Consider the following 16,384-nt stretch of genomic DNA (forward strand, 5'->3'; position numbering starts at 1 on the left):
TTGAAGCTGGAGCGCTAACTCATAGGTTGTACAGCCGCTTGAAATGTCGGTTCTTGTACAGAGGGGTAGCTCATATTGGCAAGATAAGAACACGTCTTGAGAGAAGCGATCACCGGCATGTTCACCGGATTTAGATTTATAGCTATCTAGATAGATAGCAATATATCTAGTTAGCTATAAATATAGGTGGCAGGCCTACAGCCCCCGTTATCAGGGCTTCAACGGCACATAAGCCGTCTGCAAGTCTCGTTCGGGTATCTCCCAGAGCACCAGTTTCGGTGGGGTCTGGGTAAAGGCCGGGCTGCTGAAGTAGGCATTGGCCGCGCCGGAAAATTCGCCGCCGTCTTTGGCAAAGTTGCCAATCGGCGCCCCCAGCGCCCGTTGCAGAAAACCCACGAATCCGGAGTTACGCGAGAACGAGGTGCCGATCAGCGCAATGTTGGGCAGTTCAGCATCACCGAACAAATCATCGAGGTTGTCAGCGTCACCCTGCGCCGCTTTCGCCTGTTCACTGATGGTGGTTTCGGCCACGCTTTGCGGCGTGGGCTGTAGCGACAGCGGCAACCAGTCGAGACCGGCCAGGCGGACCAGATCACCGGGGCGCGGCGCGGCAGGTGCTACGCGAGTGTCGAAGTCACGCTGCGGGCTGGCCCTGAAGCCCGACTCTTTTATCTGCCGCGCCAACGCCAGGGCGGCAGCGTTGGCGCCGGTTTCGCTCCAGTGGGTGTCGGTGCGCAGAAACGCTGCCTCACCCAACGGCTGCAAACTCGAGGTCAGGTCCAGGGTGGTGACGCCTGCGCTCTGTAACTGACGGGTCCAATCGCTGATCCGTGACTGTAATTGCTCAGGGCGATACAGCCCGCACAACTGGCTGGAGGCGATGCGGCTCTTGTCCGGGACCACCGCCACCCATAGGTCGATACCCTGCCCCTTCAGCCGCTGCTTGAGTTCGATCACCGCCTGGGCTTTGCGCTGGGCGTTGGCCTCGGCATTGCGCTGGATGCGTCGTTCATCGGTCAGGAACAGCCAGCCAGGGCAGCCTTGGCGGACCCGCGGGCCACTGTCTTGCAACAACAGCCAACTGGCGCCGCGTTCCAGATTGGCCGCTTGCTCAGCCAACAACGTGGCAGACAACTGCTTGGCCAGGGCATGGGTCACCTCACCGTGCAGCAGCGCCTCGCGGTCGACGTTGGCCGGCAACCATTGCAGCTTGCCGCTGGCGATCAGTACTCCACAACTCAGCAGGCCGATGCCCAGAAATGCCGCCAGGGTCACTCCGGCCAAAGGGCTGCTGCGCAAGGCCAGTTCAGTGGGCGCGAGCGGTGCATTGGATGGCTGGCTCATGAACAGGCCCTCAAAACTGGAAGTACAGGAACGGCACGGTTTCACGGCTGGCGATCAACGCGAACGACAGCAGGAAACCCGCCACCGGCCACACCGCCGCGCCGGTGACAAACCAGCGCGCCTGGGCCCAGCGTTGTTCGGTGCGGCGTTGCAGCAACGGTGCCACGATGCACAACAGCCCCAGCACGGCCGCCATGCCATGCGCCGGACGCAGGGTCACAGCCATGGCATCCCCCAGGCCAATGCCGTGCAGGCCAAACTGGCCGGCGTACATGCTCAAGGCCGTATGGAAGTCCGGCGAGCGAAACAGCGTCCAGGCCAGGCATACAAACAACAAGGTCAGCACATGGGCCAACGGTCTGGGGATCGCCGGCAGGCTCGAATGCGCCCAGGCCCGATCGACACACAGCGCGATACCATGCGCCGCCCCCCACAGCAGGTAATTCCAGCTGTCACCGCCATGCCACAGGCCGGCGATGGCCATGGTCAGGAACAGGTTGCGGTAGGTGTTCCAGACCCCATGGCGATTGCCGCCCAGGCCGATGTACAGGTAATCGCGCAGCCAGCTCGACAACGACAGATGCCAGCGCCGCCAGAAATCCTGGATGCTGCGCGCCAGGTACGGCCGGTTGAAGTTCTCCGGAAAGTGAAAGCCCAGCATCAGGCCCAGGCCGATCGCCATCGCGCTGTAACCGGCAAAGTCGAAGAACAGTTGCAGCGAATAGGCCAGGCAACCGATCCAGGCATCGACCAGGCTCGGCTGCGGCAGATGAAAAGCGACATCCACCAGCGGCGACAAGGTGTCGGCCACCAGCACCTTCATGCTCATGCCGATCATGAAACGCCGTGCACCCAGGGAAAAAAGCTGCCAGTTGAATTCACGCTGGTTCAGTTCACGGCGCACCCAGTCATAACGGATGATGGGCCCGGCAATCGAATGGCCGAACATCGAGATGTAGGTGGCGTAGTTGATGAAGCTGCGCTCCACCGGCACCGTGTGACGATGCACATCCACCAGGTAGGAGATCGCCTGCAGGACGATGAACGACAGCCCCGCCGGCAAGGCCACGCGCTGCCATTCGAACGGCATCGCACCGTAAGCGCTCATCAGCTCATTGGCAGTCAGGGCCAGGATGTTGGCGTACTTGTACCAGCACAGCACGGCAGTGTTGAGCACGATCAACCCCACCAGCCAGCGCATGCGCCGGCTCGACCCCTCACGGGCGCGGTCCACGACCAGCCCGCCGCCCCAGGCGATCACCGTCAGGACCATGTGCAGCGCCAGAAACAACGGGCTCAACCAACCGTAGAACAGCCAGCTGCCGATCAGCAGAATCGTGTTGCGCCAGGCCGGCCGCCCCAGCGCGTAGACCAGCATGAACGCCGGCAGGAACAGCAGGAGAAACTCCAGAGAGGCGAAGACCATGACGACAACTGCCTGATTCGATCAGTGGGACAACGTATCCGTAGCCGCCAACAGGCGCGGGCCATTGGTCGATGGCAACAGCAGCACGCTGTAGCGCTCACCCGCCTTCAGCTCACCCAGATCCAAGGGCGCGCCGACATTGGCCTGGCCACAGACCAGTTGCACCGACAACTTGACCGGGTTGATCGAGCGACGCTGCAAGGTGCCATCCGGCACCGCCTTGAACAAATCGGCCGTACGCCCGGCCGGACGCAGGCTGGCCTCGGCGCAACTGGCGTCGAGGCTGAAGAACGCCAGCGAAGCCTTCAGCGCATTGAAGTCATCCGGTGCTTCGCGCACCGCGACCTGACGCAGGCTGCCATCGGCCTTGGCCAGGGCCACCACCGTGGCGAACTCGCCGGGTTCGACCGCCTGCGCCATGGCCAGCCGTTGCGCACCACTGATCAGCGTGCCTTCAACCGCCCCTTTGGCCTGTACCGGAAAAAAGGCCGACGGCTGCTCCGCCTCCAGGCGCAGCGGTTTCTGTCCTTCACGGGCCACGACCTCCAGCGGCGCGGCGCTGGCATTGACGAAGCGGATGAACGCTGAGTCTTCAGCCGGGCCGCTGGGGTACAGGGCAATCTCGGCCGCCTGCGCGACGCCACCCAGCATCGGCCAGAGCAGCAGCGCTGCCAGTGGCCGGATCATGGCCGCAGTTCCTTGACCGCAGGCGCCTGCACCAACGCCTTGCCGATGTTATCGCTCCAGGTCTTGTAGCCAGGACCGGTCAAGTGCTGGCCATCCACCGTGGCCCACTGGCCCGGTTTGGAGAACTGCAGCGAATCGATGTAGCTGCAAGGGGCAACGTTGCTGGCCAGAAACTTCGAAGTCATCTCGACCCGGGCGAAGGTCTTGCCGTACTTGCCGCCCTCGGTGCCCCAGTTCGGGCCGACCCAGACGCAGCGTGTGCCGCTGGCCGCCAGCGCCTTGGTGAACGTGGTGGTCTGCTGCCACAGCCAGGCTTTAGGGAACGCCGGTTTGGTGTAGCTGGCCATGGTGTCGCCCATCACCACCAGCACCAGATCCGGTTTGTCGGCGGCCAGCAACTGGCTGATTGGTACGGTCGCCGCTTTGCTGCCCAACACCACGGTCTTTTCGCTGCCACGGCGCTCGGCACCGCCACAGGTGCCTGGTGTGGCCTGCAGCCAGTCACCGGCGTTGGCGCCGCAGATGCCCAGGGTGTGGACCTTGGCGCCCTGCTGGACCAGGCTGTCGTGCAGGCTGCCGATCAGGTAATCGGGGGTCGCCAGGTGGCTGTCGCCAATCATCAGGATCGTCAGGCCCGCCAGGACCGATGCTGTTGCCATTGCGTACTACTCCTGCTGCTAATTCGAATAAGGGGAACGGTAAGGGCTGACCGGCAAGGCCATCGGCCCGCTGAAGTCTTCGAACATGTAGCGCAGGTACAAACCGCCGCTCCATTGTCGGTAATCACGGGCGTTATCCAGACCGAACTGGCCACCCAGGAAGAAGTTGTCGCCCATCTGGTACTCGGCCGCTGCGGCCAGGTTGTAACCCACCCCGGTCTTGCTCTGCCCGGCGTACTGGGTTGACACGCCAAGCCCGGCGCCGGCCAGGTTTTGCGCCGTCGCTTCAAGACTCGCCTGCAAGGCCTTGTCGTTGGGATAGAAGTCCGCGCCATCCTGCTGGATATGCTGTACACCCAGTGCACCACGCAACGAGTAGCTCAGCCGGCCGGAACGCTGCGACCAACCAATCGGCGCACTGAGGGCATAGAAGCCCTGCGGGCTGAAATAACCACCGTGGCCATAGGTATAGAAGTTCTGGTTCTGGTCAAAACCGATGGCGGTCAGGTTGACCCCGACCGTGAACTGCTTGCTATCGTCGTTGAAGATGTACCAGTAAGCGCCGGCACTGCCCTCGCGGCGTTGGTTGTCAGCGACGTTATGCCCCACCAGTTCATGCACGGCGGCCACACCATAGGTGCCGAAATGGCCATTGTCGTAGCTCAGTTGTACACGCCCGCCATTAGCGGTGACACCGCCCCACTCGACGCCGGTACGCCGGTCCTGAACGCCGGCAAAGGAGGCCAGGCTGTCGGTGACCGGACGCCGCGACAGATTGATGCTGTAACGCCAGTCACCGCCCTCGACAAACGGCCGCTCCAGGCTGATGCCTCCGACCACGGTGCTGTACAAAAAGCCTATCGGGCTGGTGCCCAGATCGCTCTTGAGGCCCAGCGAAGGGCTTTCATAGGCCACGGCCAGCCCCACGCCGCTGTCTTTCTGGCGACCGATCCCGGCCGCCGAAGCACCGCGCAAATCCACGTCCGCGCCCAGTGCTTCCTGAGCGGCTGCGGTCTGTACGGCGGTCAGACCGCTGAGGTTCTGCAAAGGTGACAGGGTCGGCCCGCTGCCAAAACGAAATGCGGCCGTGTCGTCAACCGAACCGGCATTGAGTGACACTGGGGTCACACGCAGCGCCAGCCGGTCATCGCCAAGCGGCATCCGAATTTCCAGGGGGGCCTGGACTTCGGACATCTTGCCCAGCCCGGACTCGCTGTTGTTGCTGCGATAGCTGACGCCTTGAGTCACGCTGGGGCTGCGCTCCTGGCGAATCTGCTCCAGGCTCTGACGCGCTTGCTGCCAAGGGTCAACCGGCACGGGCGCCGCCTTGCGCACGGTTGCCGGTTCACGCGGGGGCGGGGCCGACGCCTGGGCTACAGCGGCATAACCGGCGGCATAGCCCGCCGCGTAGCTATCGGGTGTAGCGTAGCGGGCTGGCGCTTGTGCGGCGGCAAACTGCGGCACCGGTACGGCAACCGGGGCCACTGGCTCAACTGCCGCGGCCTGAACTTCGGCCGGTTCCGGAATCTGATTCAGGTTGCCCTGCTGGGCCAGCCGCGACTGACCGCGCTGGCCAGGCTGACCGACAAAGGGATTGCTGGCGGTCGCCTTGGCAAACGGATTAACTCCCGGTTGGTGCAGCGGCTCCTGCAAGGCCAGGGCGCGGCTGTACAACTCAGCGGCACGTGAGGTCTTGCCCTGGGCGCGCAGCAGCCCGGCGGCGGTCAACAGGATCTGCGGATCGTTGCCCGCCAGGTCCACAGCTTCATCGACGGCCTTCTCGGCCTTGCGCGACTCGCCCAACTGGTTCCAGGCCTGAGCAATGCCGATCTGCAAGCTGGCATCACGCGGGTACTTGGCCAGCAACGGCTGATACAGTGCAACCGCCTTGTGCGGATCGTTGTTGGCCAGGTACATACGCGCCAGGGCAGCACCGGCCAGCGGGTCATTCGGGCGTTGCTCCAGGGCCGGCGCCAGGGTGTCGTAAGCGGCGACCAGATTGCCCTGGTCACGCAACAGATCGGCCTGACGGACCCGGTACAGGAACAGCAGATCGTCATAGCTGCGCCGCTGCGCAGGCGTCAGGTTGCGGTTCTGCAACTCGTTGAGGATCTGGTTGACCTGCACATCATCGCCACTTTTGAGCAACGCACCGGCATAGGCCAGACGCAGCTCCGGGGTTGGTGAGGGGCTGCGTTCCTGAGCCTGACGCAACAGTTGCAAGGCTCGCTCGGGCTGCCCGGCTTCGATCCAGGCATTGGCCAAAGCACTGAGTTGCTCGTCACGGGCACTGGTTTCGGCGCGGCTGAGCAGGTCCACAGCAGCCTGGCGGTTGCCCTTGCGCACCTGTTCGCCGGCCTGGGTAATCAGGCTCTGCACGCGCAAGTCACTGGCCAGGCTCTGCATCGCCGGGGTGCGCTGCGCCGCCGGGATCCGCTCCAGATGACGCTGCGCCGCCGGAAAGTCGCTCATCCGCGCCGCCACCAGTGCCGCCACGTACAACGCTTCAGGATTGGCCGAATCGTTTTTGAGCAGGTCATCGATGACCTGACGGGCTTTGTCCGGCGCATTGTCGAGCAGGTACAGGCGCGCCAGGTCGTTGCGCAGCCAGGCATTCTTCGGCTCGTTGCGCACCGCATCCTGCTGGGCAGCCAGCGCCGAGCGAAGGTCGCCACGCAGTTCGGCGTTGCGCGCCTGGCCAGCGGCCAGGGCCGCGCGTAGCGGCCGTAGATCGCCCAGGCGCTGTTGCTGGGCGGCGCTCAGGCCGTCGATCAGACGCTGGGCCTCTGCGGTCTGGCCACTTTGGGTCAGCACCGTGAGCATCCCCATCAAAGCGTCGGGATTGGCCGCATCCAGCGCCAGCGCCTGGCGATAGCTGGCCTGGGCGTCATCGAACCGCCCCTGCTCAGCCTGCAGGCTGCCCTGCGCTACATGGCCTTCAATCTGCCGGGGCTTGAGGGCAATCGCCTGTTGCAACAGGTTTGCCGCCCGTTGCAGGTCCTTATCGGCCCGCGCCGTGCCGGCCTGGCCCAGCAAGGCCCAGTAACGGTTGGCATCCAGCGCCGTCTGCCAGCGCGCATTGCCGCTGCGCGCCACGGCGCGGCCCAGCAGTTCGTTGGCCTCGTTAAAACGCCCCTGACGCTGACGGACCAGCCCCATACCGCCCAAGGCATCGGCGTCCTGTGCCTGTTCTTTCAAACGCGCCTGAAAGGCCTGTTCGGCGACATCCAGCTGGTTGTCCTGCAGCGCCTTGAAACCACGGGCCAGATGCGGGTTCTGCTGCACCTGAGCGGCCGCAGCGCCCTTGCCCTGCATCTGCTCGCGGAGCTCAGAGTCATCGGGGTTGGCCTTCAAGTAGGCCTCGAACAGCGCGACCTCGGCCGGTCGCGGCGCGCCTAGCCAGACCAGCGCCTGGCGCCAGCTTTCAGTGGCCTCGCCGCCCAGTTCCGGGACTGTCGACAATTGCGCCAGACGCCTGATGCCATCGACACGAGTGGTCTCATTGCGGATCAGCAGCTTGGCCAGCACCAGCTTGACCTTGGCGTTGTCCGGCTCCTGGGCCAGCAGACGCTCCAGGCCTTGGCGCGACTCGTTCCAGCCGGTGCGGGTGTAGCCCAGGTAGCTGTAAAACTCCAGAGCCAGTTCACCCTGGGGCGGTTTGTTGGCAAACAACTGCCGGTACAGACCGACCGCCTTGTCCAGCTCACCGTTCTGCGCTGCCAGACGGGCATTTTCCAGACGCTGGCTGGCATCGCCACTCGTCAGGGCAATGGCCTGTTCCAGTTGCAACGTCAGCGGGTCACCGGGATGAGCACTGCGCATCTGTTCCAGATAACGGGTAGCAGCGGCGGTGCGTTTGGCCTTGAGTTCCAACAGGCCCAGACCGTACTGCGCATCGATCTGCTGCGGGTCGATCAGCAGCAGTTTTTTCCAGACTTCTGTGGCGCGTTGCGGGTCGTTCTGGTTCTGCCAGTAACGGCCCTGTTCCAGCAGCGCCTGGCCGGCCGGAGTCAGCGGCGCGGCATACACGCCGGCATTGAAAAGGGTCGCCAGGACCCCGGAAAGCATTACGGTGCGAGGCGTGCGCATGGCGTCCCCCAAGCGGTCTGCAACAGGCCGTCAGCGTCCATACGGTAACGCTGCTCGATGTGGCCCAAGGCAAACAGGCTCAGTACAAAATGGTAATAAGGTGGCTGGGCGGCCTTGAGCGCTTCAGGTGTCAGGCTCTGGGCCATGCCCTGCCGAAAGCGTAGCGTCTGTGCGTCAACTTGCGCCGTGTTGCCTAACGCCTGGAAGTACGGCAACAGGGCCGCCGAAAACCCAAAACCACCCTGGCCACTGAAGGCACCGCTACGGGTTTGAATTTTTTCCGGTGGCACGCCGCTTTGCACGGTGGCGACGCTCATGCCATTGAGGGCCGCGAGCATCGGCCTGGCCAGCGGATCTTCAGCCGCCGTGATACCGGCCCAGAGGTAGACACGAATCGCGTCGTAACTGCCCAGTTCACCTTTGACCGGGTCGACAATGAACTGCCCTTGATCGGCGCCGCTGGCACGATAACTCACCCAGTCGGCGATGAAGCCCTTGGGCCCCACAGCCTGCATCAGGGTCAGGGTATTGTTGGCGATCTCGGTCCACGGGCCGTTGCCATCCACTACCGCCAGGCGCCGCAGCAGCGGTACTGGCAGGTAACTGGGGTTGAGCTGCCACAGGTCAGGCTGGTTCAGGTCCGGCTTGATGAAACCGCGAAACCCCGGCATCAGCATCTTGCCCAGGCCCGGCAGGGTCTCGATTTCCTGAGCCTTGATATTGGTCAGCAACTGGCGCGCCGCCTCGGTGTAGCGCTGGTCTTGCCATAGCCGCCCGGCCTCGAACAGCGCATAGGCGAACCACAGGTCAGCATCCGAGGCCGAGTTGTCATCCAGCAAGCGCCAGACGCCCTGCTCATCCTTGCCCCAGAACCAGCCAGGCAGCTTATGGGCAATGTCATCGCCCGCCAGGTTGTTCTGCGCCCAGCGCCACATCAGGTCGAAACTCGACCGGTCGTTGGCCACCAGCGCAAAAAACATCGCGTATGACTGACCCTCGGAGGAGCTGTGCTGCTGCGGCGTGCTGGCATCCAGCACGCGGCCGTCAGGCTGCACGAAGTGCTCGCGAAAGGTCTGCCACAACGGCCACAGGCTGCTATCGCAGCGAGGCGCCGCTTGCACCAGAGAGCTGCTCAGCACCAGCAACAGAATGCCGGCCAGCCAGGCCTTGAGCCGACTCACGGGTCGAGCCTGCGGCGTGCCCGGGCACGCAGCGCCAGAAACGCCAGCCCCGCCAGCACCGCGACACTCAGGCCGGTGACCAACAGCGACACCGCCAGGTTACGCGACAGGATCCATTGCACGTAGCGCACAGCGCCCAACTGGCCAATGTAGTACTGCTCGTCAGCCACCAACGCCTGAACCGACTTGCCACGCACCGCCACCAGGCTGCCCTGGATCGCCTGGGTGTAGTCCTCGCCCCCCACCAGCGCACGAGTCACATCAGCCAGATCCTGCGGCCGGCTGCTGGCAATCACCACCACGCTGCGGCCGCCCTTGAGCGGCGACTCAAAGCCGGTCAGGAACGAACTGCCTTGCTCGGCCGAGAACGACATGGCCACCCGCGCCCGGCGCAGGTTGGCCTCCGGATCAGAGCTGAACCAGCTGCGCACCTTGAACGCCAGGTCCGACAGTTCGACCCGGCTCTGGTTACCATTGACCTGCGCCGGCAAACGCTCGGCCCAGGTTTCAAGCAACGGTTGATTGGCACCGGAAGCCAGCACCAGCAGGTCTTTGTCGGCCACCTGGCTGACTTGCGCGGCCTGGGTCACAGTCACTGCGGTGGCCGGGTAACCGGTGGACTCACCAAAGCGGCCAAGGATATCCAGGTAGGCACCCAGCTCTTCGATACCTGCGTTGTCGGGGAGCACCACGGCGCTCTGCGACAGATCGGCCAGGCGTGTGAAGGGGAAGCCGGCATCCTTGAAAACGCCCAGGTTGGGCATGGCCATAAAGTGATCGTAGCCACTCAGGTCGACCGTCGATTCAGGGTCGATGCTGCCGCGCATGTTATCGATGATGATGTCGCCGCACTCACCCTGGCGCATGAACTCATACATGAAACGGAACTGCAGGCGCGATTGCAGGCTCAGCGCTTCGAGCGGCAGGCGGGCTCGGGTATCACGCGGCAATACCTCATCGCGGATCTTGCCCAGCAGGCTGCTGTCGAGCTGCTCGGTCGATGGCAGGTTCTCGGATTTGACCAGCGTGTCGTTGAAGCTGACGATCAGCGACGAGTTGCCTTTGCGCGACTGCGGGGTGTAGCGGTACTTCAAATCCAGCGGCACGCCTTCCTGGCGCCAGTTGAACAAATCCGGCGGCAGCCGCAGCGGTACGCTGATGGTGTTGGGGTTGTAGCCAGAAACGTTGAGGGCTTTGGCCTCGATCAGTTCGCCGAGCTTGACCGGGCGATCAGAGGGGACCCAGTTTGGCGCATCGTAGGGTTTGCGCGGCTGCAGGGTTTCCAGCTGGCTGATGACCACTTGGCTGCCGCTCAGGGCATGGCTGCCGACCACCACTGCGGTCGCCGCGGTTTTCAGTTCTTTGGCGTCCCGGCCGCTGATCAACAGCAGCTTACCGTTAGGGTCGTTGGGGTTGGCCATCAACGCCACGCTGGGGCCGCTGGGCGCCGGTACAGGGCTGTTGCCCAGGGTCCCGGCGCTGGTGGCCACACGCAGCACCACCGCGTTGCCGCTGGCAGGCAGTTCGTTCAGGCTGACCGGAAAACTCGCCCCGCGATAACTGGCTTGGGCACCGAACCAGGACGACAACGCGCCAGCGGCTTCGAGGGTGGCATTATCGGTCCCCGAAGCAAACACAAACGGCAAAGTCACCGGGTGCATGTCGCGGCGATCGAAGAACGGCAGCGGCAGGATCGACAGATCGTCAGGCAGATTCAGTGGCTGGGTCTGCAACTCCAGCGTCGATGCAGGACTGACCCGCGCCCACAGGCTGCTGTGCATCGGGTCTTCACAGCTCATGGTGTAATGCCCGACAAATTGTAAGCTCAGGCGGTTGAATTCGGTGATCAGGTGCGCCGGGATCTCGATCAGCTGCTTCTGCGGTTTGCCGGCCCCCTCCTTGACCAGCGGCAAACTGGCGGCGACCTCGTCGTTGACCATCACGTTGAGCTGCGACATGTCGGCCAGCAATGCCGGTGAATAGGAATACTCCAGGGTCAGCCGCGCGCCGGTAACCACCTGATCGGCACGCACGTTGAAGTTGACCGTATCGGCCGACTCGATGCCCTTCAGGATCATCGGATAATTACGCCCCAACTGCTTGAGGCTCACGCGATACCCCTCGCCTTGCATCAGCGGCGCCACAGGACCGGCCACGTCGGCCAAGGCTTGCGTGCTGCCACCGAGCAACAGCAAGGACGACATGAACGCCGTCAGGTAGCGAGAAGCAGGCCCTGCGTAGCGGCTTTGCATTGGCTTGGACATCATGATTTTTCCGTAAGAGTGGCGGGCGCCGTATTCAGTGCGCGTCGGGCCCGCCAGGCATGGCGGGTGGCCGTGAACAGTTCGCGAACACCGCGCAGGCTGACGCTGCAGACCTCGCGCAGGGCCTTGAGTGGGGTATCGATCAGGCCATGGCCCCAAGTGGCGGCCCAGGTGTCGGCCCGCGAAAAGGTCAGGCGCACCAGGTCACTCTGCTGGCGCAGGGTCAACTGATTGAACTGCACACCGATCAGCGAATCGCGGCAGAACACCACCGTGGCGGGAAACTGGCTGAGCTGGTCTTTGCGGAACAGGCCGATCTGCACGATCTCACCGCGCGTCAGGCTCTGCCCTTCGGGCAAGCGCAAGCCCAGGCCGTTCTGCGAGAAGTCCAGGGTCGTGGCATCCAGGCTGCTGCCATCGGCGCGCTGCAAACGCATCGGCAGGCTGGCCGCGACGCGCGGCTCGTTACGCACCTGGCGGGTCTCACTGGCCACCGCCACAGCGGCGCCTGCAATAATGATGTTGTAGAGCGTCCAGGCCAGGTTGATCAGGATCGTGACCGTGGCGCCCTCCTCGTTACTGCCCTGGATCAGCATCACGATGCCGCACAGCAGGCCGGCCAGGTTCAGGCCCAGCAACACAATGTAGGGGCGGGCCAGTTTCCATTCGAAGAACTTCTCGTCGATGATCCCGCCCTTGTCGGTCACGTTAAAGCCGCCGAACTTGGGGTTGATCAGGGCCATGAGCACCGGGCCCATGATGTACCAGGCCAGCACCGTCTCGTAGACCTCGTTCCAGAACGAGTGACGAAAGCGCCCCTGCATGGTCGAGTTGGTAATGCTGGCATGCAGGATATGCGGCAATACATACACGGTGATCATCAAGGCCGAAGCCTGGAAAATCCGCGCATCGAAAAACAGAAAGGCCAGCGGCGCGGTGAGAAACGCCAGGCGCGGCAAGCCATAGAAAAAGTGCAGCATGGCATTGAGGTAACAGAACCGCTGGCCCATTTTCAGCCCCTTGCCCAGCAAGGGGTTATCGGTGCGGAAGATCTGCGCCATGCCTCGCGCCCAGCGAATTCGCTGGCTGATGTGCCGCGACAAACTTTCAGTAGCCAGGCCTGCCGCCTGCGGGATTGCCAGGTAAGCGGTGTTGTAACCGGCCCGACTGAGTTTGAGCGCCGTATGGGCATCCTCAGTCACGGTCTCGACCGCCACTCCGCCGATTTGCTCCAGAGGCTTGCGACGGATGATTGCACAAGAGCCACAGAAGAACGCCGCGTTCCACAGGTCGTTACCGTCCTGGACCAGGCCATAGAACAGCTCGCCTTCGTTAGGCACCGCGCGGAAAGTGTTGAGGTTCTTTTCGAACGGGTCCGGAGAAAAGAAGAAGTGCGGGGTCTGCAGCATTGCCAGCTTCGGGTCCTTGAGGAACCAGCCCATGCACAGTTGCAGGAAAGAACGGGTCGGCACGTGGTCGGCATCAAAAATCGCGACGTATTCGCCGTCGGTGACCTTCAGCGCTTCATTGAGGTTACCGGCCTTGGCATGCCGATTGTTGTCACGGGTGATGTAATTGACCCCGACCTGGGCACAGAACTGCCGGAAGTCCTCGCGGCGACCGTCATCGAGTACATGCACGCGCAGCTTGTCCCGAGGCCAGTCGATGGCCTGCGCAGCAAAGATGGTGAGCTTTACGATCGACAGCGCTTCGTTGTAAGTGGGGATGAACAAGTCCACCACCGGCCAGCTATCCGGATGGCCCTTCATCAGCACCGGCTCGCGTTGCAGCGGCCAGCAGGTTTGCAGGTAGCCGCACAGCAGCACAATCAGCGCATACAGCTCGGCCAGCACCAGACCGTAGCCAAACAGCATGTCGACCCAGTTCTCAAAGCCCAGCGTCGAGGTCACCCGCCAATACACGTAGCGCAGTGACATGACCAGCGACAGGACAATCATCGCCAGAATCGCCAGACGACCGCCAATACGGCGCAACAGCAACGCGGCGATAAAACACATGATCCCGAAACTGGCCTGAGCCTGCAGATCGAAGGGCGCCGAGACCACAAACACAAACAGCGCCGCCCCCACCAAGGCGCCTGCGACTTTCAGGATCAGACGCACCCGTGCCGACAGCGCATCAAGACGCTCCGGCAACCCCGTCAGGCCACGGCAGATTCGTGCCCGCAATCCAGGCACTTCGGTTTGCGCTTCGCTCATGAAAGGCTGGACTCTGCACGGGCCTGTTCCATGAGCCGAGTGGTCAGTTGCTGCCCCAGCGCGTGCAGGTCCTGGACACCTTGGGTCGGCGTTTCGGCCAGCAGCGGATATGTACCATAGGCGAGCGCTTCAGCCAGACTGTAATCGAGCCGTACCCAGCCCAGCAGTTGCTCACCGAGACGACGCAGCAGCACCTGGTGCATGTCACAACTGAACGCCCGCGTGGCATCGAACTGGTTGATCACGTAATGACAGGCCGGTGGCCGAGGCTTGCTGGCAAGAGGTGCCAGCCACTGCTCCATGACATTCAGGGTCTGGTAACAGGCGGCGTCGGTGTTCACCACGGCCAGTACCTGATCGGCAACATCCAGTGCCTGCTCCAGATAGCGCGACGGCCCCGTGGCCACATCCAGCACCAGCACGTCATGCTCGCCCAGTTGCATACGCTCGATCTGCCGGGCCAGCCAATGCCGGTCCTCATCCATTGCCTGTTTGAGCGAGCGGCGCTGCTCAGCGCTATGCGAACCGTAAGGCAGCACCCAGGTGTTGGCAGTGCCCGGCAGCAACAGGCTGTTCCAGTCCTCGTCACGCAAACGGCCATTGACCAGACCGCCCTGTTCAGTACCGCCCAACAAGTGATGACGCAAAGCATCCTGCGGATCGAGTTCAACGACCAGTGTCCGGCCACCAGGCAACTGCAACAGGCTGGCCAATGCGGCGCTCAAAGTCGTCTTGCCTACCCCGCCCTTGGCCGAGACGACAGCAATTACCCGCGCCTTGATTTCAGGAACGGGTCTTGTGTGCTGCGGCTGCGTGTAAACCTCATTGCCGATACCGGCATTCGCTTCACGGGCACGGGCAGCTTCGGCCAGCAGCGAGCTGAGCGATGCTGATATCACCGCAGGCGATGCAGAGGGCGGCTCAAGCGACGCCGTCGGCAGCGACGGGCTTTGCGCGGACGCAGGCGAAGACGCCTCGCTGACCGCACGCAAAGGTCGCAAGGGCGTCACTGTGGTTTCCGGATAATCGAAGTGGCTGTCCATGTCCAGATATCCGTCTGTACTTGCTCCAATTCCCTGGAACAATCTGGCGATATCGTCGGCGCGACTCATGCACTTCGTCCTATCAGAAGGCCCAGGGAATGACCCTGTGAGAAAGCATTAAACAGTAATGTGTAATATCAGTATGACAGTGTCAATATATTGTTACTGGCGTCTTTGATACAGCTTGTCGGAAAAAGATTCATTCATTTAACGCCATGTTTTTGACGACAAAAAACAAGTCAAAGTCCTGTTTAAATCTCTAACCCATACGCCGTTGGAAAACGTCAGGTTAATCACGGCAACGCCACGCCTTGGGGCCACAAAAGCCACACATTGCCCTTCTGCTTCATGTCCCCCGCCAGATGCCCGGCGGCCTCACCGGTGCCCCAGAACAGGTCCGCACGCACTTCACCGGCAATCGCACCGCCAGTGTCCTGAGCAGCAACAGGGCGTATCAGCGCTGTCCCGTCGGGGCGCGTGGTCGACAGCCACAGCAGGCTGCCCAACGGAATCACTTTACGGTCGATAGCCACGCTGTAGCCGGCGGTCAAAGGCACGTTCAACGAACCACGCGGCCCTTCATTGCTGTCCGGGTTACGGGTGAAGAACACATAGCTCGGGTTGCTGGCCAGCAACTCGGGAACTCGTTGCGGGTTGGCCTTGGCCCAGGCAGCAATGCTGCCCATGGTCACGTCTTCTTTCTGCAACTGGCCCTGCTCGACCAGCCAGCGGCCGATGGCGCGATACGGGTGGCCATTCTGATCGGCATAGGCCAGACGTGCTTGAGTACCATCAGGCAGACGAACCCGGCCCGAACCCTGGATCTGCAGGAACTGCAAATCCATGGGGTCGGTGAGCCAGGCAATCACCGGCGCATCCAGGCCATTGGCATTGATCGTCGCGGCATCGTCATAAGGCTTGAGTACCCGGCCCTCGACCCGGCCACGCAGGCGCTTGCCCTTGAGTTCGGGGTACAGGCTGTCGAGATTGACCACCACCAGATCATCAGGAATGCCATACACCGGCACCTGGGCCTGTTCGGTACGGGTCAGGCTGCCTGGGTAGACCGGCTCGTAATAACCGGTGATCAGACCATCGGCACTGCCGCCATCGGCACGCAGGCTATAAACCTGCAACGTCGCCTGCAGAAAGGTCCGGATCTCGGCCGCAGACGGCGCCGCGGCCAGACTGGCCGCCGATGCACAAGGCGCCCCCCACACCGGGTCAGCCTTGAGTCGGGTACAGGCGCTGCGCCAGGCGGCAAAACCAGCCTGCAGATCGGCATCGGTCACCGCCGGCAGCTCATCCCAGCCGGCCTGACGGTAAGTCGTGTGCGGCGGTTCAACAGGCTTTTGTGGTTGAGCAGGCTTGTCGGTGTTGTCACACGCGGCCAGCAAAACAGCCAGGGCAACCACCAGCGCCTGACGCCAGGACGCAGAAAAGACAGACATTCAGAACGGTCCTACAACAAA

General features: G+C 62.8%; 10 protein-coding genes. All 10 read right to left on the reverse strand.

Annotated elements, in window-relative coordinates; genetic code table 11:
• Window positions 1-210 precede the first annotated feature (210 nt).
• The 10 genes from NRB16_RS18905 to NRB16_RS18950 all read right to left on the reverse strand — a co-directional run bounded on the left by NRB16_RS18905 (window position 211) and on the right by NRB16_RS18950 (window position 16,363).
• Window positions 211-1,344, reverse strand: a complete 1,134-nt coding sequence (locus tag NRB16_RS18905; protein ID WP_257106665.1) for a cell division protein FtsQ — start codon at window positions 1,342-1,344, stop codon at window positions 211-213.
• A gap of 10 nt (window positions 1,345-1,354) precedes the next feature.
• Complete coding sequence (locus NRB16_RS18910; protein WP_257106666.1) at window positions 1,355-2,770, reverse strand: MBOAT family protein; 1,416 nt, start codon at window positions 2,768-2,770, stop codon at window positions 1,355-1,357.
• Between the two features lie 21 nt (window positions 2,771-2,791).
• Complete coding sequence (locus NRB16_RS18915) at window positions 2,792-3,457, reverse strand: alginate O-acetyltransferase AlgF (protein WP_045492906.1); 666 nt, start codon at window positions 3,455-3,457, stop codon at window positions 2,792-2,794.
• The gene (locus NRB16_RS18920; RefSeq protein ID WP_045492909.1) at window positions 3,454-4,116 is read right to left on the reverse strand and encodes an SGNH/GDSL hydrolase family protein; all 663 of its coding nucleotides are present in this window, start codon (window positions 4,114-4,116) and stop codon (window positions 3,454-3,456) included. The genes NRB16_RS18915 and NRB16_RS18920 overlap by 4 nt, the downstream gene beginning before the upstream one ends.
• Window positions 4,117-4,134: 18 nt before the next feature.
• Window positions 4,135-8,205 (reverse strand): cellulose synthase subunit BcsC-related outer membrane protein, encoded by a 4,071-nt coding sequence (locus NRB16_RS18925; RefSeq protein ID WP_045492912.1) that lies wholly within the window; start codon window positions 8,203-8,205, stop codon window positions 4,135-4,137.
• A complete protein-coding gene (gene bcsZ, locus NRB16_RS18930; RefSeq protein ID WP_257106667.1) occupies window positions 8,184-9,386 on the reverse strand; it encodes a cellulose synthase complex periplasmic endoglucanase BcsZ in 1,203 nt (400 codons plus the stop codon). Before bcsZ ends, NRB16_RS18925 begins: the two co-directional genes overlap by 22 nt.
• Window positions 9,383-11,638 (reverse strand): cellulose biosynthesis cyclic di-GMP-binding regulatory protein BcsB, encoded by a 2,256-nt coding sequence (gene bcsB / locus NRB16_RS18935; protein WP_045495067.1) that lies wholly within the window; start codon window positions 11,636-11,638, stop codon window positions 9,383-9,385. The genes bcsZ and bcsB overlap by 4 nt, the downstream gene beginning before the upstream one ends.
• An 11-nt stretch (window positions 11,639-11,649) precedes the next feature.
• On the reverse strand, window positions 11,650-13,869 hold the full coding sequence (gene bcsA, locus NRB16_RS18940) for a UDP-forming cellulose synthase catalytic subunit (RefSeq protein ID WP_253141008.1): 2,220 nt from the start codon (window positions 13,867-13,869) through the stop codon (window positions 11,650-11,652).
• Window positions 13,866-14,981 carry a cellulose biosynthesis protein BcsQ gene (gene bcsQ, locus NRB16_RS18945; protein ID WP_257106669.1) on the reverse strand — a complete coding sequence of 372 codons (1,116 nt, stop codon included), beginning with the start codon at window positions 14,979-14,981 and terminating at the stop codon, window positions 13,866-13,868. The genes bcsA and bcsQ overlap by 4 nt, the downstream gene beginning before the upstream one ends.
• Window positions 14,982-15,205: 224 nt before the next feature.
• Window positions 15,206-16,363, reverse strand: coding sequence for a murein transglycosylase A (locus NRB16_RS18950; RefSeq protein WP_045492921.1), 1,158 nt, complete (start codon window positions 16,361-16,363; stop codon window positions 15,206-15,208).
• Window positions 16,364-16,384 lie beyond the last annotated feature (21 nt).

The sequence above is a fragment of the Pseudomonas sp. LJDD11 genome (assembly GCF_024584215.1).
Taxonomy (GTDB): Bacteria; Pseudomonadota; Gammaproteobacteria; order Pseudomonadales; family Pseudomonadaceae; genus Aquipseudomonas.